Below are 19702 nucleotides of genomic sequence, written 5' to 3'. Positions count from 1 at the left end.
CCGGTTCTCAAGGTGCACGCCTGTGCGGCTGATCCGGTCCGACCGGGCCGCGCGGCAAGGAGATATATTGCCAGACCACGAAGCTCTGTGGGACGTCAATTCCACTCTTCAAAAGTCCTACACAATATATCGCTTTCTATATACGTAATAGAAAGTCTGATGCAGCAATGCCGCATGTATCAGATGATGACCCTTCGGTTAAGAGATATATAAAGATCGGTCACCTGTAAATGTCTATCTACCCGCGCTTTTGGCTATATAAACAAGCGCTTAGATAAAAAGAGGGAGCGCCGCGCACAGCACGACACTCCCCTAGCGATTCAAGAGAATCTATTAGGCCTCAAGAGCCTTCTTGGCGATGGTGGCCAGCTCGTTGAAGGACTCGATGTCCTCGTAAGCCATCTGAGCCAGAACCTTGCGGTCGAGCTCGATACCGGCAACCTTCAGGCCGTGCATGAACTGAGAGTAAGAAATGTCGTTCAGGCGAGCAGCAGCGTTGATACGGGTGATCCAGAGAGAACGGATCTCGCGCTTCTTGTTGCGGCGATCACGATACTGGTACTGCAGGGAGTGCTGGACCTGCTCTTTAGCATGCTTGTAAGTACGCGAAGCGGCACCGTAGTAACCCTTCGCACGGTGCATAACGGTACGGCGCTTCTTCTTGGCGGCAACAGCGCGCTTAATACGTGCCATGTTCTATCAACTCCTAGACGGTAAAACGAAAAACGGGAACGCGAACTTAGGCGAGACGCGACTTGATGACCTTGCGGTCGGCAGCGGCGATCTCGGTCTCCTGACGGAAGCCACGCTTACGCTTGGTGGACTTCTTGCTCAGGATGTGGCTCTTGAAAGCCTTGGCGCGCATAAGCTTGCCGGTACCAGTCTTGCGGAAACGCTTCTTGGTGCCGCTGTGGGACTTCATCTTAGGCATGAAATACTCCTTAATCGGTTACAGAACACTAGTTACTTGGTATCGCTTGCCGCTTTATCCTCATCGAAGGCGCCCTTAATCGGGGCGAGCAGCATAAGCATGTTACGGCCTTCCATCTTAGGCTTGGATTCGACCGTAGCGTAAGGCTTGAGATCCTCGGCGAGACGCTCGAGAACGTTAAGGCCCTGCTCCGGGTGAGCCATCTCACGGCCGCGGAACATGATGGTGATCTTAACGCGTGCGCCCTTCTTGAGGAAACGCAGAACGTGGCCCTTCTTGGTCTCGTAGTCGCCAACGTCGATCTTGGGTCGGAACTTCATTTCCTTGACCTCGACCTTGGACTGGTTCTTACGAGCAGCCTTGGCCTTCATGGCCTGCTGGTACTTGAACTTACCGTAGTCCATGACCTTGCAGACCGGCGGCTCCGCGTTGGGAGCGATCTCGACCAGGTCGAGACCCTGATCGTCAGCGACGCGCTGGGCATCGCGGATGGCGAACAGACCGAGCTGAGAGCCATCGACGCCAATCAAACGGCACGAAGATGCAGTGATCTCGTCGTTGATGCGGGTGTCATCAGACTTAGCTATTTTCCCTACCTCCATTCATAAAAAAATAACCCGGCGCTTCTCAGCAACCAGGTCGTACACATAGACTTCCTCGATTTGAGGAAGAGAATCTAAGTTGTATGACCAGTCAGCTGCTCATTGGCGCCAAAAGGTGGGAACCCTCGGGTTCCTCTTTAGGGCATTGCGGGAACAACGCCTTGCGAATAATAACACGTACAGCGCGTTATCACATTACGTACACGAAAAAGGGGCCTTGACCCCCTTGAACGCTCGCTTGCATGTATGGTGCCCGAGGCGAGACTCGAAGGGCCTTCGCTTCGCGAAGCCCCGGGCTTCGGGCGTGTGGCGCCCTCGCCACGCTCCGCTTCAAACAGGCCGCAGGCCTGTTTGCTTAACGCTTCGCGCGCTCACGCGAGTTCGGCACGAAAAAGGGGGCCGCAGCCCCCTTGAACGCTCACTTGCATGTATGGTGCCCGAGGCGAGACTCGAACTCGCACGTTGTTGCCAACGGTGGATTTTGAGTCCACTGCGTCTGCCAATTCCGCCACTCGGGCACGCAATGCGTGAGTTAGTTTATCACAGCTTTCTGTTGATTAGTCCGAAAATGGAACTTCGAGCATTTCGATGAGTTCGACCGTGCGGAGCATCTCGCGCTGACGGCATCCGCGACCGTCGACCGAAGCCTCACCCATCTGGTTATCGTAAGGGTCCTCGCGCATGCCGTCGAAAGAGGGGTCAAACTCTGCCTGGAATCGATTGTTGGCCACCATACGCCACGGGTCGAGATTGCCAAAGTAGTGACGGCGGCGCCACTCCTCCCCCATCCTGCGAGCAGAAGATCCAAATGACACGTCGGCGTTGAGCCAACCGGTCTGCGGCGTATAGAACTCTGCCCAGTCGTGCGACCCCACCGAATCGGGCGCAACGTACAGGCCGCTCTGCCAACGGGCAGGCACGCCCGCGATACGGCACATGGTGATAAACGTGAGCGCCATAACGCCGCAATCGCCGCGGAGCGAATGCGCGCAGTCATCGGCAATAGATCCCAAAAGCAAGTACGGCGGCTGATAGCGATAGTCGATATGCTGCGTCAGGTAATCATAGATAGCACGGGCGCGATCGAGCGGATCCTCGAGTCCGTCAACAACACCGGCCGTCAGCTGCTGCAGATACGGCGTGAATGCAATGTGCGGACGGTCCTCGGAAATATCCTCGGGCAGAGGCGCGTCCATACGCGGATGAACCGGAAGTGTGCCACCGTAGACATCACAATAAGCAGCATCGATGTGATAACGATAGGTCACCGAGAATGAGCGTTCACTCGAAGAAGACCACGAGGCGGTACGCGCCGAAGCGTTCGCGGGAGCAACAGCACCCTCCGGCGTCATGTCGAGAATCTCGACCCGAGACTGCTGGCGGCAGGTGGCGGCAACGGGAAGCCAAGCGCGAACGGTCTCCCCCTCTAGAGCGCCGGGGACAGACACAGATGCTTTAAGCGTAATGACGCGAGCCAATCCGTTTTGCGACTCCATCTCCTTGAGCATCTCGTTGCGCAGTGCAATTCCGTCCGTAGGATCGGGACGCATGCCGGGGACCTCTTTGGGATATACGCGAAGCGAATCGAGGAAGTTGTCGAGAACGAACAGCTCGCCGTCGATAAAGCGCCAGTCAATACGCTTACGGTCAATCAGATCGTTAAACTGCTCCTCGGTAAACTCAGGCCACTCCTCGCGAATCATCGCAATAGCTCGATCGCGCGACACCGAAAAATGAAGCGGCGTCTCAAGCATGCGATACCGCTCGGCACGGACGCAGGCTGCCAGGGAAGGCTCAGGATTCTGCCTCAAAAGACGATCACAAGCCGCAACAGCCTGCGTCAAATATCCGGCATCCTTGAGTCGAAGAATCTCGGGCGGCAGTCCAATATCGAGATGGCGAAAGTCATCACAGCAAACATCAATAGAGCAACCAACAGGACCCTCGTCAATAACCTTCCCATCCGAAGGCAGCACATTAATAACAGCCATACCAAACTCCAAGTCATTAGAACTCTCGAAGCCCATTGTAGCGAGATAAATAGAAAGCCCCAACAAAGGAGCCATCAACGCCGCTGAACGGTAGCAAAAATGAATTCAGCCTCGTAGCCCTGCAGCGAGTTAACAAAGGAGGCCCCGTTCGCCCGGAGCTTTTCCCATTGCGCGACCTCTGGCAAAGCCAGGTGAGCGCAAGGGAAAAGCGTAGGGTGAACGGGGCCTCCGACGGGAAAGTTAAACCGCTACTTACGCCTTGTTGACGGAGCCAAACTCCTCCATGAGCTCCTTGGTGCGGGCAACGATGTTGTCGCGACCAGGCTTGAGGAGCTTGCGGGGGTCAAAGCCCTTGCCCTGCTGATCCTTGCCAGCCTCGATGTACTCGCGAACGCCCTTGGCGAAGACGAGCTGCAGGTCGGTGTTGACGTTGATCTTGGAGATACCCAGGGAGATGGCCTTCTTGATCTGATCCTCGGGGATGCCGGTGCCACCGTGCAGGACGAGGGGCAGGTCGCCGGTCTCGGCCTTGATCTCGCCCAGACGCTCGAAGGAAAGGCCAGCCCAGTCGGCGGGATACACGCCGTGGATGTTGCCGATACCGCATGCGAGGAAGTCGACGCCCAGGTCAGCAATCTGCTTGCACTCAGCGGGGTCAGCGAGCTCGCCGCTGGAGGTCACGCCGTCCTCGGTGCCGCCGATGCCGCCGACCTCGGCCTCGATGGACATGCCCTTGGAGTGGGCAAGCTCAACGAGCTCCTTGGTGCGGTCGAGGTTAAGCTGGAAGGTCTCCTCGTGAGAGCCGTCATACATGATGGACGTGAAGCCGGCCTCGATGCACTTGAAGCAGTCCTCGTAAGAACCGTGATCGAGGTGAAGGGCGACGGGAACGGTAACGCCCGTGGCCTCGACGGCAGCCTTGACCATGTCGGCGCAGACCTTGAAACCGCCCATCCACTTAGCGGCACCAGCGGTGCACTGAAGGATCAGCGGAGACTTGGCCTCCTCGGCGGCCTGGAGAATAGCCAGGGTCCACTCGAGGTTGTTGGTGTTGAAGGCACCGAGACCGTACTTGCCGGCCTCGGCCTTCTTGAGCATGTCTGCTGCGTTGACGAGCATAAAAGAAACCTCCTGTAAGGTTGCTCCGATAACGCCTGAGATTTTACCACGACATACCCGAGCATAAACGTTCGTTTGTTCACGAATACCATCCGATTGGACAAATTTTGACCGTTTGCCCCACAGAATCGACCCACTGGGGAAAATAGCTTGACGATTGACCGGTCTTCGTGGTTCGAAAGACGGTTTCGAGTCTACATCTGCATAAACGGGTTCTGCATAAGTTCGCGCGCCATCGTGGTCGAATCGCCATGGCCCGTCAAGCAAACGGTATCGGGCGGAAGCGTCTTGGCAAGTTTGGAGAGCGAGCGCATAATCGCCGCCTCGTCACCGCCGGAAAGATCGGTACGACCGTGGCTGCCCGGGAAAAGCGTGTCGCCCACAAAGGCGATGTTCCCCTGCTCGGTCGCGGCGAACAGGACGATGCCGCCCGGCGTATGCCCCGGCGTCTCGATCACCTGCAGGCAGACGTCGCCCACCTCGATTGTATCGCCCTCGGCAAGCAAACGCGTCGGCTCACCCGGATCGGGCGTCTCGATACCCCACATGGCGCGCTGCTCCTCGATATTTGCGCGAGGTACCGTCACGTCCTTAGCGCACAACTCATATAGTGCGCTGTCGCCAACGACAGCTCGAACCCCGGCAACCCCGCCAACATGGTCGGCATGACCGTGCGTGCAGACAGAGCCGAGTACGCGCACCTCGGGATGCGCGGTGCGGATATGCTCCACAAGACGCTCTCCCTCCCACGCCGGATCGACGATTAAGCACTCGTCATTCGAAATCACGGCGTAGCTGTTGGTCTGAATCGGGCCGTTGACGAGTGCCTCAATCGAAGCCGCGCCTCGGGGTGTCAGGTCCAAAGTCATATCGCCCATGCGCATACCCTCCTTCTAAAATACGTTCGAGGCACCAAACGATGCCTCGAACGTAACCAATATCTATGATGCTGAGAGGCTCTCGCACCTACACACGGCGTTTGAGCTGAGCTCCGCCTTCGCCGGGCATAAGACGGCGAGCGTCGTAGACCGAATCGACGCTGCTGATGGAAGCCAGCAGCGGATCCAGACCGCTCGCGTCCGAGATCTCGACCATAAAGCGCAGGGTTGCAATACCCTCGCGGTTGGTCGACGTGGCGGCAGAAAGGATATTGCCGCCCGCATCGCCAATGGCAATGGTGACATCCTTGAGCAGGCCCATGCGGTCCAGGCACTCGACCACGATCTCGACCTGGAAGAGGGTGTCGGCAGCGCCGTCCCACTCCACATCGATCATGCGCTCGGGATGTTCCATAAGACCCTTGACGTTAGGGCAGTTGGCGCGATGCACCGAAACGCCGCGACCGCGCGTGATGAAGCCGACGATGTCGTCGCCCGTCACGGGGTTGCAGCAATGAGCCAGACGGACCAGCAGGCCGCTGTTGCTCTCGCCCTTGACGATAATGCCGTTACTTGCGCTCTTGCCGCGCTTTTGCGGCTTGCGGTTGGAGCCGCGAGCAGGCTGTTTCACGACCTCGGCGATAGCCTCGGCCTTGGTGAGCTGTTCCTCGGGCTTGGGGTCCAAGATTTGCTCGACCTTATTGCCCACAGCGCGCGGGGCAACCTTGCCGGCGCCGACGGCGGCAAACAGGTCCTCGAGCTGCTTGAAGTTAAACTGCTCCGCTACGGCGTTGAGCGCACGCGTCGAACGCGGCGTAGAAATGCCATAGCCACGCTTCCGCAGGTCCTTGGCCAGCATATCGCGGCCGGCAGCAGCGTCGTCATCCTTGGTCGCAGCGGCAAAATAGCGGCGGATCTTTGACTTGGCGGAAGGCGTCTTAACGATCTTGAGCCAATCACGCGACGGCTTGGAACTCTTGTTAGTCAGGATCTCGATACGGTCACCCGTCTTAATCTCGTGCGTGAGCGGAGCCACCGCACCGTTGATTTTGGCGCCGACGCAATGGTTTCCCACCTCGGTGTGAACGGCATAGGCAAAGTCGAGCGGCGTGGAGCCGGCACGAAGCGCCATGACCTCGCCCTTGGGCGTAAAGACGAAGATCTCCTGATCGAAGAGGTCGACCTTCAGCGAATGCAGGTATTCCTTGGCGTCGGTGATCTCATCAGACGCAGCCCAATCGAGCGAATGCTTGAGCCAGTTGATCTGGTCGTCCAAACGTTGAGCGTCATTGGTCTTGGAAGCAGACGATCCGCCCGACTTCTTGTATAGCCAGTGGGCGGCAATGCCGTACTCGGCCTGCTCATGCATCTCGTAGGTTCGAATCTGAATCTCGAGCGGACGGGCCGTGGGGCCGATGACCGTCGTGTGGAGCGACTGGTAGTTATTGACCTTGGGCATGGCGATATAGTCTTTAAAGCGACCGGGCATGGGGTGCCACAGCGTATGCACCGCGCCGAGCGTGGAGTAGCAATCGCGCACCGAATGCGTGATGACACGCAGTGCCACCAGGTCGTAGATCTCGGAGAATTCCTTGCCCTTGCGCTTCATCTTTTGGTAGATGGACCAATAGTGCTTGGAACGGCCGTTAATCTGGAAGTCCTCCAGGCCAATGCGGTTGAGTTCGTCGGTGAGTGTCTTGATGGTCTCGGCCAGATAGCGCTCACGGACCTCGCGCGACTCCGCCACCATGCGCGCGATGCGCTGGTAGGCGTCGGGTTCAAGGTAGAAGAAGGACAGGTCCTCGAGCTCCCATTTAATGGAGCTCATGCCCAGACGGTCGGCCAGGGGCGCATACACGTCCATGGTCTCGCGAGCCTTAAACAGGCGACGATCCTCGCGCAGGGCTGCCAGCGTTCGCATGTTGTGCAGACGGTCGGCAAGTTTAACGATGATGACGCGAATGTCCTTGGACATGGCGAGGAACATCTTGCGCAGCGTGAGCGCCTGCTTCTCGTCCATGCTGTCAACTTCGATGTTGGTGAGCTTGGTCACGCCATCGACGAGCTCGGCCACCGTATCGCCAAACAGGCCGGAAACATCGGCGAGCGAGGTCTCGGTATCCTCGACGGTATCGTGCAGCAGTGCGGCGCACACCACATCGCAGTCCATCTTGAGATCGGCCAAAATGATGGCAACCTCGACGGGATGGTTAATGTACATCTCGCCCGAGCGGCGCTTTTGGTTGCAGTGCTTCTCGGCGGCAAAGCAGTAGGCTTGCTCCACCTTAGAAAAGTCGTCCTCATTCATATATTTGAGGCACAGGCGCTCCAGCTTGTCGTAGCTGTCCGCCATAATCTCGGGCGGCAGCTCATCGGCATGCTTATAGTGCTCCATCTCCGAAAACGGCTGGAGGGTGGAATCATGGGCGGTACGGGCTGCGGCATCCATCGAGGTCCCCTTCCCCTAGGCCCGCGGTACGATCGGGCGGTTAACTTTGGCTAGCATATCAGAAGCGCACGAATCGAGCGCCCAGCTCCGGAAAGCCGAGAACTCCATGCGCGAGCGCAAGCCCTCCAAATAGCGAATTGACCTGCTCAATTGCACGCGGCCGGGGTTTTCGGCCATCGCGATACGACGAGTGTCGTCAAACCCCGAAACTCGACAGAAACCAAGCTCTTCGAAGATTCCCAGGCCGCTTTCCACCGAACGCTCGTCGACCGGCGTGCGAGCATCGATGGCAAGGCACATCTGCGCGATGTCGATATCGCTCGCGCTAAAGGAATCGTCCCCCGTCTTGCCGCGGTTGGAGCGCCACATGGTCTGCAGCGCGCGATAGAGCGTGACGAGCTCGTCGCGCTCGGGCGCATAGCAGTCGAGCAGGCGCTCGTTAATGCGGGCGTCGCGCGACGAATAGAGCAGATGGATCACGGCGGGCTGGCCATCGCGACCGGCGCGGCCGCTCATCTGGTTAAACTCAATGCCGCCAAACGGCATGTGATAGAGCACGACATGGCGGATATCGGGCAGGTTGACGCCCTCGCCAAAGGCAGATGTCGAGACGATGCAGCTGAGGCTTCCGTCTCGGAATGCTTCCTCCACGCGACGGCGATCAGAACGCGCAAGCCCCGCGTTATAGAACGCGATATGGGTTGCGCAATCGGGCACACGCTTGCGCAACGTCTTGGCGAGCGCCACGGACTGGTCGCGCGAATTGACGTAGATGACGGTCTTTTCCCCCGTCGCCACGATTGACACCAGGCGGTTCTCGCGGCTCGCAAGATCTCGGTCATCCTCGAGCTGCAAGTTCTCGCGCACCGTCTCGTCGACCACCGTGCGGGTAATCGGTAGTACGCGGGCGAGCTCGGCCACAACCGGAGCCGTTGCGGTGGCCGTCGCAGCCATAACGACCGGGTCGCCCAAGGCTTTGAGGATATCGGGCATGTCGAGATAGGCGCTGCGGTCGCCGCCCTTGGCAAGACCGGCATGATGCGCCTCATCGATAACGACAAAACCGATGCGCCCCGAACGCGCAAAGCGGTCGCGGTGAATGGACAGGAACTCGGGCGTCGTGAGCACGATGCCGGTGCGGCCCGAAGCCAAGCCGGCAAACACGTCATCGCGCGCCGCCTCCACGGTCTCGCCGGTCAGCACGCCCACGCCAATGCCGAGCGCGGCCATCGTCGATGAGAGATGATAAGCCTGGTCGGCAACGAGCGCACGCAGCGGATAGACAAAGATGCTCGCCCGCCCACGAAGGACCGCCTCGCGCGCGGCGTGCACATGGAAGATGAGCGACTTGCCACGTCCCGTCCCCATAACGGCCAAAACGCTCTGGTGGTCGGCGAGCGCGTCGAGTGCCTCGACCTGCGCGCGATGTGGCTGGTTCGAGCCGATAAAGCTATGGATAAGCGAGCGCGTGAGCTCGGTATAGGAAAGCTGGGCGAGCGTCTCGCGCTTGCGCGACTCCAAGCGCAGGCCGGAATCCGCCGGCTGCACGCCACGACGAAGCTCGCATGCCGGATCGTCGACGCTGGGCAGCGTGGTATCGCGGACCAGAACATCCTTGACCATGAGCTTGGGCTTCACACGACCCTGCCAATGCTCGGCAACGGCCTCGAACACCAAGTCGACAGCGCTATCGCAGTTGATGAGCTTATCGATTTGCGGCACGCGGAACATAATGGCCGGCACACTCGCGGCGCCATCGGTCGCCACAAAGCGCATGTGCTCGCCGGTCTTACCCACCACGGCGCGATCACACATCGTCACGCCCTCGGCAGCCAGCAGCGGCACCTTATTACCCTGGCCAAACGGCTCAAGGCGGGAAATCTGCTCGATGGTCTCGATATTCAATTCGGAAAGTTCGACCGTGGCGGCAACCTCGTCGGTGTCCTCAAAGTCCTCGGCGGGAAGCTCGGACAACACGGCGGAAAGGCGACGGCGGAACTCGTCGAGCTTGGATGCCTCGATAGTCACACCCACCGCACCGGCATGTCCGCCGCGACGAATCATCAGGTCGGAACAGCGCTCGATGGCGTCAAACAGGTTAACTTTGCCCACCGAGCGACCAGAGCCGCGCGCGATACCGTCCTCGATCGAGAACAGCAGCGCCGGCACGTGGTAGCGGTTGGTCAGACGGCTTGCCACGATGCCCTTGACGCCCTCGTGCCAGCCTTCGCCGCCCACGACGATCGCGCGTCCGCCGTCATAGGTCTCCTCGACCTTTGCCATGGCATCGCGCGTGAGCTCCGCCTCGATCTCACGGCGCTGGCGATTGATTTCCTCGAGCTCGGCGGCAAGCGCGCTCGCTTCGATGGGGTCGCGGGCAAGCAGCAGGTCGAGCGCCAGCTTGGGATCAGCCATGCGGCCGGCAGCATTCAGACGAGGGATGAGCGAAAACGACAGGCCGTCGGCCGTAATGGTAGAAAGGTCGGCCTTGGCAAGTGCGGCAAGCGCGATATAACCGGGGCGGGCCGTCACGCGCATCTGCTGGATGCCCTCGGCGACCAGTGCGCGATTCTCGGGCGTGAGCGGCATCATGTCGGACACGGTGCCCAGCGCCGCGACCTCTATCAGCGAACGCCAATACGACGGCTTGCCCAAACGCTCGCCCAGGACCTGCACCAGCTTAAGCGCCACACCGGCACCGGCAAGCTCGCGCGAGGGGCCCTCGTCCTCGAGCTTGGGATCGGTCAGGGGCACGCCCTGCGGCACCTGGTCGGACGGCTCGTGATGGTCCGTGACCACCAAATCGATCCCCAGACTCTCCAGATAGGAGACCTCTTCCTTGGCAGCAATACCGTTATCGACGGTCACAATCAGGTTGGGTTGAGCGAGCTCGTTGACGCGGTCGAGCGCCGCACGCGACAGGCCGTAGCCCTCGTCAAAGCGGTGCGGAATAAACGGCGTGACGTTGGCGCCAAACGAACGTAGCGCCTCGGTCAACAGACAAGTCGACGTAATGCCGTCGACGTCAAAATCGCCAAAGACGGCGATACGCTCGTGGCTGCGAATAGCACGCTCAACGCGGTCGGCGACGACCACCATGCCCGGAATAACGAGTGGGTCCGCCCAGTCGCGATCGAGCGAAGGCGTCAAAAACAGCTGGCCTTCCTCGATGGATGTAATGCCGTGCGCAACCATAATGCGCGCCACCAGCCCGGGTATGCCCAGGCCAGCCGAAAGCTCCTTTTCGAGCTCGGGGTTTTGCTGAGCGACCGCCCAGCGATGCGTCGTCTTAAGCGATGACATAGGCGCCCACCCCCGATAGGGGCAGGTCGCCGCGATACCTCTCACGGTTCATAGCGATGAGTCCTCTGTGCATGCCCGCTTCGGCAGGCAGATCTGTTGAACGGATTTATTATACCGTGCAGCGCGGACGCACAACATCCAGCACGCCGTGGTTTCGATAAACGAGGGCGGTAATAGCCTCGAAATAATCGAGCGTTTCAGCCACACGGACGCATGCGAGCGTCTAGCATATCCATTCAAAACGGATTCACGAGCAAAGGGAGTCACAAGAGCATATGAAGCAATGGGTTGGACTGGGCAAATTTCTCGCAGGACATATGCAGGTCATCGTTCCGATTTGCGTGGCGCTCGGCGTGCTCTTTCCTCAGCAGATCGGCGTTCTCAAGCCCATCGTTCCCACCCTGTTTGCCTTTATGACGTTCCAAGGCGCGCTCAGCAACACCTTCCACCAGGTGGCTGAGGTGTTCCACCGTCCCCTGCATCTGATTTTGGCGCTGCTGGTCTCGGCAGTGCTTATTCCCATCGCGGCGTATGCCATAGGGTCACTCTTCTTTGGCTCCAACCCCAACCTTGTCTGCGGCATCGTGCTCGAGTACAGCGTACCCGTGGCGGTCACTGCCTTTATGTGGATTAGCATGTTCGGCGGCAACGGCCCGCTCGCGCTCACCATCATCCTGACGTCCTCGGTTATCTCCCCTGTGACGATTCCGCTCACGCTCAAGCTCCTGCTGGGCGCCACCGTCTCGATCGATGTGCCGAGCATGATGCAAGACATGGCCTTTATGATCGCCATCCCCGCCGTGCTCGGCATCGTGATCAACGAGCTCACGCGCGGATGGGGGCACGAAAAACTCTCCCCCGTGCTCTCGCCCGCCTGCAAATTCATGATGATGGGCGTTATCGCCTCCAACTCCACCGCCATGAGCGAGTACGTGCTGCACATGAACGCGGTGCGCTTGGAAGTCGCCCTCTTTATTTTGGTCTTCGCCATCAGTGGCTTTGTCGTCGGTTTTCTGGTCGCCCATGCGCTGCATCTGCCATATAGCGAGACGACCACCATGTGCTTTACCTGCGGCATGCGTAACATCTCTTCGGGCGCCGTCATCGCCACGCAGTACTTTCCGGGCGAAGTCGTGTTTCCCGTCATGTGCGGAACGCTGTTTCAGCAGGTACTCGCCTCGCTTATCGGGCATCTCTTTGAGCGTCTGACCGGCGAGGAGCGCGCCGCCCAGCGCAAGCGCGTCGAAGCCGGCCGCGACGCCATGGCACGCTAGACTGTCCGCATTACGCGGGTGTTAGTCTTGCTATACGAGCGTTTCCAGATGCGCACGCAGGCGCTCAGCATCGACATCGAGCGTGGTCTCAGCATTGACCTGGGCCAAACGATAGCCGACAAAGTAGGGCGAAACCACCCAACGTGGCAGCGCCTTGGCAATGGTCCGACCGCCCAGGTGATAGAAGAACAGGTTGTACGACTCTGCGCGACCACCGTGGTGCTCGTTCAGGATATAGCGCAGAGCTACCTGGATCGCATCGGCGAAGAGATCCGCCTCGGCTTGGTCTCTCGTGTCATCGCTGGCAGCGATTCCCTGCGGGGCTGAAACGTTGATCTCAAAGAACCCCATGATGGGTTCGGTTGAGATGTTGGCCGAGATCCTCCCCTGTTGCCAGACATTGATGCCTTCGAAATTGGCGGAAGCCAGCGAAGCATAGCCGTCTTCCTGCTCCAAACCCACAATCTGCATGTGCGGATGAACGAGGCTACCGCCCGAGAGCGGACCCTTGTTCTTGTACATGAGCACGCTTCGATACTGCTGTGAATCGATCATCTGCTGCCAGCAACCCAGGGCAAACCGCATCACATGGTGGAGTTCATCCGGCTCATAGGTCACCAGGTCGGCATCGTGATCGGCCGACTCGATCAGCACGGTTTGACGGGTGGCGCGCAGGGTCTTGAACTTATTCTCGAGCCAAATGCAATCGCCATCACAGCGAATGATGTCGGTGAGCCCTTCTGTATCGCAAAAGGGGCACGCGGTGCCGGGACGACGGTTGTCGTCGGGCTTACCGTTCGCCTGCTGAACGTCAAATGCCAGCGTCACGGGTTATACCTCCAGCGGCACAATCTTGGTGCCATGGAGCTCGGAGACGCCCAGTGCCGCCGCCACGGTATCGCGGCTGACCGTGGAAATGCCGCCGCCGGGAAGGATGGTCAAGCGGTCGCCCGCATACTCGATCAAGCGGGCCAGGTTTTCGAAGTTGTCCTCGATCGGCGTACCGGCAGCGCCACCATGCGTCAGGATGCGTGTGATGCCGCAGTCGGCGAGTATGTCAATCGCGTCGAGCTGAGCCTCGGGCGAGAGCTGATCAAACGCCATGTGGAAGGTGATGTCGATGGGCTCACGCTTGCATTCCTCGGTCGCGCAGCCCGCAGCCATCACGAGAGCGCCCAACGTAAGCTCGTCGAGTGCCCATCCGCCAGCGCAGGGCTTGCAGCAGCCAAAGACCAAGCCGTCAACGCCGGCGCTCACGGCAAGGCCCAGGTCCATCTCCATCATACGCAACTCGTCCTGGTTGTAGTGAAAGTCGCCGCCACGCGGGCGAATCATGCACATCACCCGTGCATCGTGCTCGTGGGCATAGTTGGTCGTAGCGCTGATAACGCCGGCCGAAGGCGTGGTGCCACCAACGGCAAGGTTGTCGCACAGCTCGATACGCCTTGCACCGGCATCGATAGCCGCCGGCACCCGCTCAAAGTTCTCGGCACAAAACTCGTACAGCATAGATAGACCCCCAAAGACAGCAGATGTTTTCCGACGGGCATTGTCACACATCCCCATGAAGTTGCGGTGGAATAGGGACTCTTTTGGCCTCTGGAGCCCGTATTCAGTCCCTATTTCACCGCAACTTAAAAAGGGGCGCTGACTGAGATAGTCAGCGCCCCTTTTGTTAGGTGGGTTAGCCTCCGAGGTAGGCTTTGCGGACGTTGTCGTCATGCAGGAGCTCTTGGCCGGTGCCGGTCATGGTGATCTTGCCGGTCTCGAGCACGTAACCGCGTGTGGCGATGGAAAGCGCCATCTGCGCGTTTTGCTCGACCAGAAGCACCGTGGTACCGGCCTTGTACAAGTCCTCGACAATCTGGAAGATCTGTTCGATCAGAATCGGTGCCAGACCCATGGAAGGCTCGTCGAGCATGAGCAGTTTGGGGTTACTCATAAGGGCGCGCCCCATAACGAGCATCTGCTGCTCGCCGCCTGAAAGGGTGCCGGCGACCTGGCGACGACGTTCCTTCAGGCGCGGGAACTGCTCGTAGACGCGCTCCAGGCCCGGAGCCACCGTGGACTTGGGCTGCGTGTAGGCGCCCATCTCCAAGTTCTCCTCGACCGCCATCTGCAAAAAGGCACGACGGCCCTCGGGGACCTGAGCCAGGCCCTTGCCCACCAGCTTGTCGGCAGGCGTATGGGTAATGTCCTCGCCCATAAACTTGATGGAGCCGGTCTTGGAGCGCAGCAGGCCCGAGACAGTCTTGAGCGTTGTGGACTTGCCGGCACCGTTCGCACCGATCAGGGCCACGATCTCGCCCTCGTTGACGTTAAAGGAGATGTCCTTGATGGCGTGGATAGCGCCGTACCAGACGTTGATGTTGTAGACGGAAAGCATCGGCTCTGCCATTTAGTTCTCCCCCTTATCCTGCTTGCCCAGATACGCCTCGATAACGGCGTCGTTGTTCTGGATCTCCTCGGCCGTGCCCTTGGCGATGACCTTGCCAAAGTTAAGCACGCAGATACCCTCGCATATATTCATGACGAGCGACATGTCGTGCTCGATAAGCATGATGGCGATGCCGAAGGTGTCGCGAATCTTAACGATGTTCTCCATGAGCTCCGCGGTCTCGGACGGGTTCATGCCGGCGGCAGGCTCGTCGAGCAGCAGCAGCTTGGGGTTGGTGGCAAGCGCGCGGACGATTTCCAGACGACGCTGAGCGCCGTAAGGCAGCGATCCGGCCTGCTCGTTTGCCAGGTGCTCCATGTCAAAAATGGACAGTAGCTCCATGGCGCGCTCGTGGGCGGCCTTCTCGTGCTTCCAATACGTCGGCAGGCGCAGCACGCCCTCAAAGCCGGAGTAGCGCTCCTGGTTGTGCAGGCCGACCTTAACGTTGTCCTCCACCGTCATGGTGTTGAACAGGCGAATGTTCTGGAACGTACGGGCAATACCCATGCGGTTGACCTGGTAGACCGACTTGCCCGAGGTGTCCTCACCATCGAGCAGGATGGTGCCGTGCGTAGGCTGGTACACCTTGGTGAGCAGGTTGAAGACCGTGGTCTTGCCGGCACCGTTGGGGCCGATGAGACCGGCGATCTCGGTCTTGCCGATAGTCAGGCTAAAGTCATCGACTGCCTTAAGGCCACCGAACTCAATGCCCAGGTGGATGCACTCGAGTGCCGGGCGCTCGCCCAGGTCACGGTCGGGAACGATGGCGCCAGAAGGATACGGGACCATCTTGCCCTTGTTGAACTCAAATTTACTGGGCATCGGCTGCCACCTCCTTCTTGGAAGCAAAGCGGTCCTTGATGCGACCGAAGAAAGCCTTGAGCTGCGGGTTGTTGGTAAAGATCATGACCAGGATCAGCACGATAGCGTAGATGAGCATGCGGTAGTCCGAGAACTGACGGAGCAGCTCGGGGAGCACCGTGAGCAACGCCGCCGCGATGACAGAGCCGCGCATATTGCCCAGACCGCCCAGGACCACGAACACCAGGATGAGGATCGACGTGTTGAAGTCAAACTTAGTGGCGGAAAGCTGCGAGAAGTTACCGCCGAACAGGGCTCCGGCAGCACCGGCGAGGGCAGCGGAAACAACAAAGGCAATCATGCGGTACTGGGTGACGGAGATGCCCACGGACTCGGCTGCAATCTTGTTGTCGCGCACGGCCATAATGGCACGGCCGGTACGGCTGCGAACCAGGTTGAGCACGATCACGAGCGCGACCATGACCAGGATGGCGCCGGCAAGGAAGGTCGAATAGGTCGACACGCCCGATGCGCCCTGCGCGCCCTTGATGATGGCGGTGCCGTCCTCGAGCAGGTGCAGGTCGTTAATCGTAGAGTTGCCCGTGATGTTAAAGATCACGTGCAGGCCGCGGGAGTCGACGCCCACAATGAGGCAGGTGACGATCTCTTTGATGATCTCGCCAAAAGCGAGGGTCACGATGGCCAGATAGTCGCCGCTCAGGCGCAGGACCGGAATACCGATCAAGAAGCCCAAGATGGCAGCGGCGATAGCGCCGACCACAATGCTGATGATCAGACGCATCGGATCGGACGGAACGGTGCTCTCCAGCGCGACGGCAGTGACGATGCCCGTATAGGCACCGACGCTCATAAAGCCCGCGTGGCCCAGCGACAAGTCGCCTGCGATGCCGACGACAAGGTTAAGGGAGATGGCCATGACGATATAGGCCGTGATGGGAACCAGCTGACCGGCAATCATGCGCGGGATCATGTGGTTGGACTGCATAAAGAACACGATGGCGAACGCCACAACGCACATGGCGTACGTGACAAAGTCGTGACGCGTCTGCTTGTCTTTAAGAAACTTCATAACGCTCACCTACACCTTCTCGGGGACGTACTTGCCCAAGAGGCCGGCAGGCTTGACGAGCAGGACGATGATCAAAACACCAAAGACGATGGAGTTGGCAAGGCTCGTGGAAATGTAAGCCTGCGCCATCGCCTCGATGATGCCGATGAGAATGCCACCGACAAAGGCGCCGGGGATGGAGCCGATGCCACCGAAGACGGCGGCGTCGAAGGCCTTGATGCCAGGCATGGCACCCGTCGTGGGCTGCAGCACCGGCGAGTAGGAGCACAGCAGCACGCCGGCGATAGCGGCAAGGGCAGAGCCGATGGCAAACGTCATCGAGATGGTGCGGTTGACGTTGATGCCCATGAGCTGAGCGGCGGCCTTGTCCTCGGACACGGCACGCATGGCTTTGCCCATCTTGGTCTTGCCCGTAAAGAACATCAGGCCGGCCATGATAACCAGGCAGGCGACGATGGTGACGAGCGAGACGGCGCTTACGTTAAACTTGGCCAAGAACTCCGGCACCGGGAAGGTGACGAGCGAAGTAAAGTTCTTGGGCGTGGCGCCCCACAGAAGCTGCGCGGCGTTCTGCAGGAAGTAAGACACGCCGATGGCCGTGATCAGAACGGCCAGCGGGCCTGCTTGGCGCAGCGGCTTATAGGCCAGACCCTCAATGAGAACACCGAGAACCGTGCAGACCACACAAGAGAGAACTACAGATGCCCAGCCCGGGAGGCCGAGATACGACGTGGCGCAGAACGAGACATAGGCACCGACCATGATGACATCGCCGTGAGCGAAGTTGAGCATCTTGGCGATACCGTAGACCATGGTGTAGCCCAACGCGATGATGGCGTAGACGCTGCCCATGGACAGGCCGTTGACCAGGTATTGGATAAAGACCGTCATGTTCCACATCCCCCTTTCGAATAGGTTTCCAGTTAATGTATGAAACAGGGACGTTACACTGTCCCTAGATACCAAGCAAGCAGGGAAGGCCAAAACCTCCCCTGCTTGGGATCAAAACCGCTCTATGTAAGGCGGCCAATTAGGCCTGTACGTACTTGCCGTCGGTGATGACGTACGCCGTGGGCTCCTTCTGGACCTGGCCCTTATCGTTCCAGGTGAGCTTGCCGGTCAGACCGTCAACGGTAATCTTGAGCATAGCCTTGGACAGCTTCTCGGCGACCTCGGTCGGATCGGCGTCGACACCAAGACCGGCCTCCTTGACGGCCTCGGCCACCGCGTGCACGCCGTCGTAGGCGTCGGCGGCAAACTGGTCGGGGGTATCGCCGTACTTATCCTTGTAAGCGTTAACGAAGTCGGCGTTCTTCTCGTCGTCGGCGGAGAACGGGGTCATGAGCAGCAGACCCTCAGCAAGAGAGGTATCGAAGCCCTCAACGCCCAGGATGCCGTCCATGCCGTCGCAGCCCATCATCTTGACGTCGTAGCCCATGTCCTTGGCGTTCTTGAGCAGGACGGACGCCGGCGTGTAGTAGATCGGCGCAAAGATCATGGTGGCGCCGGCCTGCTTGGCCTTGGTCAGCTGGTTGGTAAAGCTCGTGGCGGAGTCGTCCTTAAAGGTCTCCTCGTCAACAATCTCGAGCTTGGACTCAGCGGCCTGGGCCTTAAAGGAATCTGCGATGCCCGAAGAATAGGCGTCGCCGGAGTTATAGAACAGCACGAACTTCTCGTCCGCATACTTCTGCGCCAGGAACTTGGCAGCGTTGACACCCTGGTTGGGGTCGGTGAAGCAAACCTGGAAGACGCAATCCTTGCCGTCGGTGACGTCCTCGGAGGACGCGGACGGGGTGATCATGAACGTCTTGGGGTCGTTACCGCACTCGGCGGCAACGGCGACCGACGCACCCGTGGTGGTCGGGCCGACGAGGGCCTGCATGCCCCAGTCGAGCAGGGTGTTGAAGGCGTTGACGGCCTTCTCGCCGTCGGCCTGGTCATCCTCGGCCTTGCTGGCAAGCGGCAGCTCCTTGGTCGAGAAATCCTTGCAGCCAAGCTCGACACCCTGGGTAACGGACTTGCCGTAGGACGCGTTGGCGCCGGTCAGCGGGCCGATGGTACCGATCTTAAACGAAGCGTCGCTCGAAGCGGAACCGCTGTCGCCGCCGTTGGAGGAGCAACCAGCTAGAATGGACATCGCCCCCAGACCTGCTGCGCTCGCGATAACGCTCCTGCGATTCATAACAGGGTTCAATGACTTACCGGTGAGGCTCGACATGCGGCTCTCCTCTCAAATCTCGTCGGGTTTCGGTTACCCGACAGGCCATCCTTCGCCGTGTTCGGCGTTCGCAAAATACTAGACGCTTTAGTTAAGGAAAGTGGCGATTATTTCAACTTTTCTTTGGATTTGTTGATTTATCCATAATTCTGCGTATTTCTATTACTTTATACAGTATTGCCACTTTATTATGTAAAAGTAATGTTTCCGTTCTGTTACAAGCATACCTGCCTTAAATAAAACAGCCTCACCGGTCGTGCTTTATGCGCACTTAGGAAGCGATGTACTTGCCGTCCTGGATCACATAGGCTGTCCATGCCGTCGACACCCATTAGTGTCATGTCGTAGCTCATGTCCTTGGCGTTCTTGAGCAAAACGGACGCTGGGGTGTAATAGATCGGGGCAAAAATAAGCGTGGCTCCGACAAGGAAACTCCTGCGGTTAAGTACGTTGTTGATGCTAAACATGGTGTCCCCCTTTTCGCTGGCCGCGGTGCGGCCGTCTTGCGGTACAGGGCAAACCTTATGGCGCAAACGTTGACAGTTTGTTGCGGAAGTTCGTTTGTAGCGAGCATGTTTCCAATGTTTCCGCAGCGTTTCGGGGGTGCCG

General features: G+C 59.1%; 17 protein-coding genes and 1 tRNA gene. 1 reads left to right on the top strand and 17 read right to left on the bottom strand.

Annotated features, from left to right (window positions below; all coding sequences use genetic code 11):
- Positions 1-333: 333 nt before the first annotated feature.
- The 9 genes from rplT to recJ form a co-directional block, all read right to left on the bottom strand.
- A complete protein-coding gene (gene rplT, locus FGQ67_RS06540) occupies positions 334-693 on the bottom strand; it encodes a 50S ribosomal protein L20 (RefSeq protein ID WP_006234421.1) in 360 nt (119 codons plus the stop codon).
- Positions 694-739: 46 nt separating this feature from the next.
- Complete coding sequence (gene rpmI / locus FGQ67_RS06535) at positions 740-931, bottom strand: 50S ribosomal protein L35 (protein WP_006234422.1); 192 nt, start codon at positions 929-931, stop codon at positions 740-742.
- A gap of 32 nt (positions 932-963) precedes the next feature.
- Positions 964-1533 carry a translation initiation factor IF-3 gene (gene infC / locus FGQ67_RS06530; RefSeq protein ID WP_006234423.1) on the bottom strand — a complete coding sequence of 190 codons (570 nt, stop codon included), beginning with the start codon at positions 1531-1533 and terminating at the stop codon, positions 964-966.
- 431 nt (positions 1534-1964) lie between these two features.
- Positions 1965-2051, bottom strand: a tRNA-Leu gene (locus FGQ67_RS06525).
- A gap of 39 nt (positions 2052-2090) precedes the next feature.
- On the bottom strand, positions 2091-3524 hold the full coding sequence (locus FGQ67_RS06520) for a transglutaminase-like domain-containing protein (RefSeq protein WP_138340741.1): 1434 nt from the start codon (positions 3522-3524) through the stop codon (positions 2091-2093).
- A 252-nt stretch (positions 3525-3776) separates the two neighbouring features.
- Positions 3777-4643, bottom strand: coding sequence for a class II fructose-1,6-bisphosphate aldolase (gene fba / locus FGQ67_RS06515; protein ID WP_117638198.1), 867 nt, complete (start codon positions 4641-4643; stop codon positions 3777-3779).
- A 194-nt stretch (positions 4644-4837) separates the two neighbouring features.
- Entirely contained in the window at positions 4838-5521 is a 684-nt protein-coding gene (locus tag FGQ67_RS06510; RefSeq protein ID WP_138340739.1) for an MBL fold metallo-hydrolase, read from the bottom strand.
- 88 nt (positions 5522-5609) lie between these two features.
- The gene (locus FGQ67_RS06505; RefSeq protein WP_138340736.1) at positions 5610-7970 is read right to left on the bottom strand and encodes a RelA/SpoT family protein; all 2361 of its coding nucleotides are present in this window, start codon (positions 7968-7970) and stop codon (positions 5610-5612) included.
- A 15-nt stretch (positions 7971-7985) separates the two neighbouring features.
- The gene (recJ, locus tag FGQ67_RS06500) at positions 7986-11273 is read right to left on the bottom strand and encodes a single-stranded-DNA-specific exonuclease RecJ (RefSeq protein WP_138340734.1); all 3288 of its coding nucleotides are present in this window, start codon (positions 11271-11273) and stop codon (positions 7986-7988) included.
- A 275-nt stretch (positions 11274-11548) separates the two neighbouring features.
- Between recJ and FGQ67_RS06495 the strand changes: the two genes are divergently transcribed.
- Complete coding sequence (locus FGQ67_RS06495; protein ID WP_138340733.1) at positions 11549-12547, top strand: bile acid:sodium symporter family protein; 999 nt, start codon at positions 11549-11551, stop codon at positions 12545-12547.
- A gap of 30 nt (positions 12548-12577) precedes the next feature.
- Here FGQ67_RS06495 and FGQ67_RS06490 read toward each other — a convergent pair whose 3' ends face one another.
- From FGQ67_RS06490 to FGQ67_RS10270, 8 genes are all read right to left on the bottom strand, one after another.
- Complete coding sequence (locus FGQ67_RS06490; RefSeq protein WP_138340731.1) at positions 12578-13375, bottom strand: DUF4931 domain-containing protein; 798 nt, start codon at positions 13373-13375, stop codon at positions 12578-12580.
- 3 nt (positions 13376-13378) lie between these two features.
- Positions 13379-14056, bottom strand: a complete 678-nt coding sequence (locus tag FGQ67_RS06485; protein ID WP_138340729.1) for a copper homeostasis protein CutC — start codon at positions 14054-14056, stop codon at positions 13379-13381.
- A 175-nt stretch (positions 14057-14231) separates the two neighbouring features.
- A complete protein-coding gene (locus FGQ67_RS06480) occupies positions 14232-14945 on the bottom strand; it encodes an ABC transporter ATP-binding protein (RefSeq protein ID WP_212746018.1) in 714 nt (237 codons plus the stop codon).
- Positions 14946-15806, bottom strand: coding sequence for an ABC transporter ATP-binding protein (locus FGQ67_RS06475; RefSeq protein WP_055287178.1), 861 nt, complete (start codon positions 15804-15806; stop codon positions 14946-14948).
- Positions 15796-16875 (bottom strand): branched-chain amino acid ABC transporter permease, encoded by a 1080-nt coding sequence (locus FGQ67_RS06470; RefSeq protein ID WP_138340727.1) that lies wholly within the window; start codon positions 16873-16875, stop codon positions 15796-15798. The genes FGQ67_RS06475 and FGQ67_RS06470 overlap by 11 nt, the downstream gene beginning before the upstream one ends.
- A 9-nt stretch (positions 16876-16884) precedes the next feature.
- A complete protein-coding gene (locus tag FGQ67_RS06465; protein WP_040358647.1) occupies positions 16885-17766 on the bottom strand; it encodes a branched-chain amino acid ABC transporter permease in 882 nt (293 codons plus the stop codon).
- A gap of 139 nt (positions 17767-17905) precedes the next feature.
- Positions 17906-19093 carry an ABC transporter substrate-binding protein gene (locus tag FGQ67_RS06460; protein ID WP_006234442.1) on the bottom strand — a complete coding sequence of 396 codons (1188 nt, stop codon included), beginning with the start codon at positions 19091-19093 and terminating at the stop codon, positions 17906-17908.
- Between the two features lie 215 nt (positions 19094-19308).
- On the bottom strand, positions 19309-19560 hold the full coding sequence (locus tag FGQ67_RS10270) for a hypothetical protein (protein WP_230318676.1): 252 nt from the start codon (positions 19558-19560) through the stop codon (positions 19309-19311).
- Between the last annotated feature and the right edge of the window lie 142 nt (positions 19561-19702).

Source organism: Collinsella aerofaciens (genome assembly GCF_005845035.1).
In the GTDB taxonomy this organism is placed as follows: domain Bacteria; phylum Actinomycetota; class Coriobacteriia; order Coriobacteriales; family Coriobacteriaceae; genus Collinsella; species Collinsella aerofaciens_I.
The sequence above is the reverse complement of the archived record's forward strand: the minus strand, read 5'-3'. Positions and strand labels throughout refer to the sequence as shown.

What these genes read in the sequence shown, in the direction of transcription:
- rplT (WP_006234421.1), bottom strand. Translation starts at nt 693, where the DNA reads ATGGCACGTATTAAGCGCGCTGTTGCCGCCAAGAAGAAGCGCCGTACC.
- rpmI (WP_006234422.1), bottom strand. Translation starts at nt 931, where the DNA reads ATGCCTAAGATGAAGTCCCACAGCGGCACCAAGAAGCGTTTCCGCAAG.
- infC (WP_006234423.1), bottom strand. Translation starts at nt 1,533, where the DNA reads ATGGAGGTAGGGAAAATAGCTAAGTCTGATGACACCCGCATCAACGAC.
- FGQ67_RS06520 (WP_138340741.1), bottom strand. Translation starts at nt 3,524, where the DNA reads ATGGCTGTTATTAATGTGCTGCCTTCGGATGGGAAGGTTATTGACGAG.
- fba (WP_117638198.1), bottom strand. Translation starts at nt 4,643, where the DNA reads ATGCTCGTCAACGCAGCAGACATGCTCAAGAAGGCCGAGGCCGGCAAG.
- FGQ67_RS06510 (WP_138340739.1), bottom strand. Translation starts at nt 5,521, where the DNA reads ATGGGCGATATGACTTTGGACCTGACACCCCGAGGCGCGGCTTCGATT.
- FGQ67_RS06505 (WP_138340736.1), bottom strand. Translation starts at nt 7,970, where the DNA reads ATGGATGCCGCAGCCCGTACCGCCCATGATTCCACCCTCCAGCCGTTT.
- recJ (WP_138340734.1), bottom strand. Translation starts at nt 11,273, where the DNA reads ATGTCATCGCTTAAGACGACGCATCGCTGGGCGGTCGCTCAGCAAAAC.
- FGQ67_RS06495 (WP_138340733.1), top strand. Translation starts at nt 11,549, where the DNA reads ATGAAGCAATGGGTTGGACTGGGCAAATTTCTCGCAGGACATATGCAG.
- FGQ67_RS06485 (WP_138340729.1), bottom strand. Translation starts at nt 14,056, where the DNA reads ATGCTGTACGAGTTTTGTGCCGAGAACTTTGAGCGGGTGCCGGCGGCT.
- FGQ67_RS06480 (WP_212746018.1), bottom strand. Translation starts at nt 14,945, where the DNA reads ATGGCAGAGCCGATGCTTTCCGTCTACAACATCAACGTCTGGTACGGC.
- FGQ67_RS06475 (WP_055287178.1), bottom strand. Translation starts at nt 15,806, where the DNA reads ATGCCCAGTAAATTTGAGTTCAACAAGGGCAAGATGGTCCCGTATCCT.
- FGQ67_RS06470 (WP_138340727.1), bottom strand. Translation starts at nt 16,875, where the DNA reads ATGAAGTTTCTTAAAGACAAGCAGACGCGTCACGACTTTGTCACGTAC.
- FGQ67_RS06465 (WP_040358647.1), bottom strand. Translation starts at nt 17,766, where the DNA reads ATGACGGTCTTTATCCAATACCTGGTCAACGGCCTGTCCATGGGCAGC.
- FGQ67_RS06460 (WP_006234442.1), bottom strand. Translation starts at nt 19,093, where the DNA reads ATGTCGAGCCTCACCGGTAAGTCATTGAACCCTGTTATGAATCGCAGG.
- FGQ67_RS10270 (WP_230318676.1), bottom strand. Translation starts at nt 19,560, where the DNA reads ATGTTTAGCATCAACAACGTACTTAACCGCAGGAGTTTCCTTGTCGGA.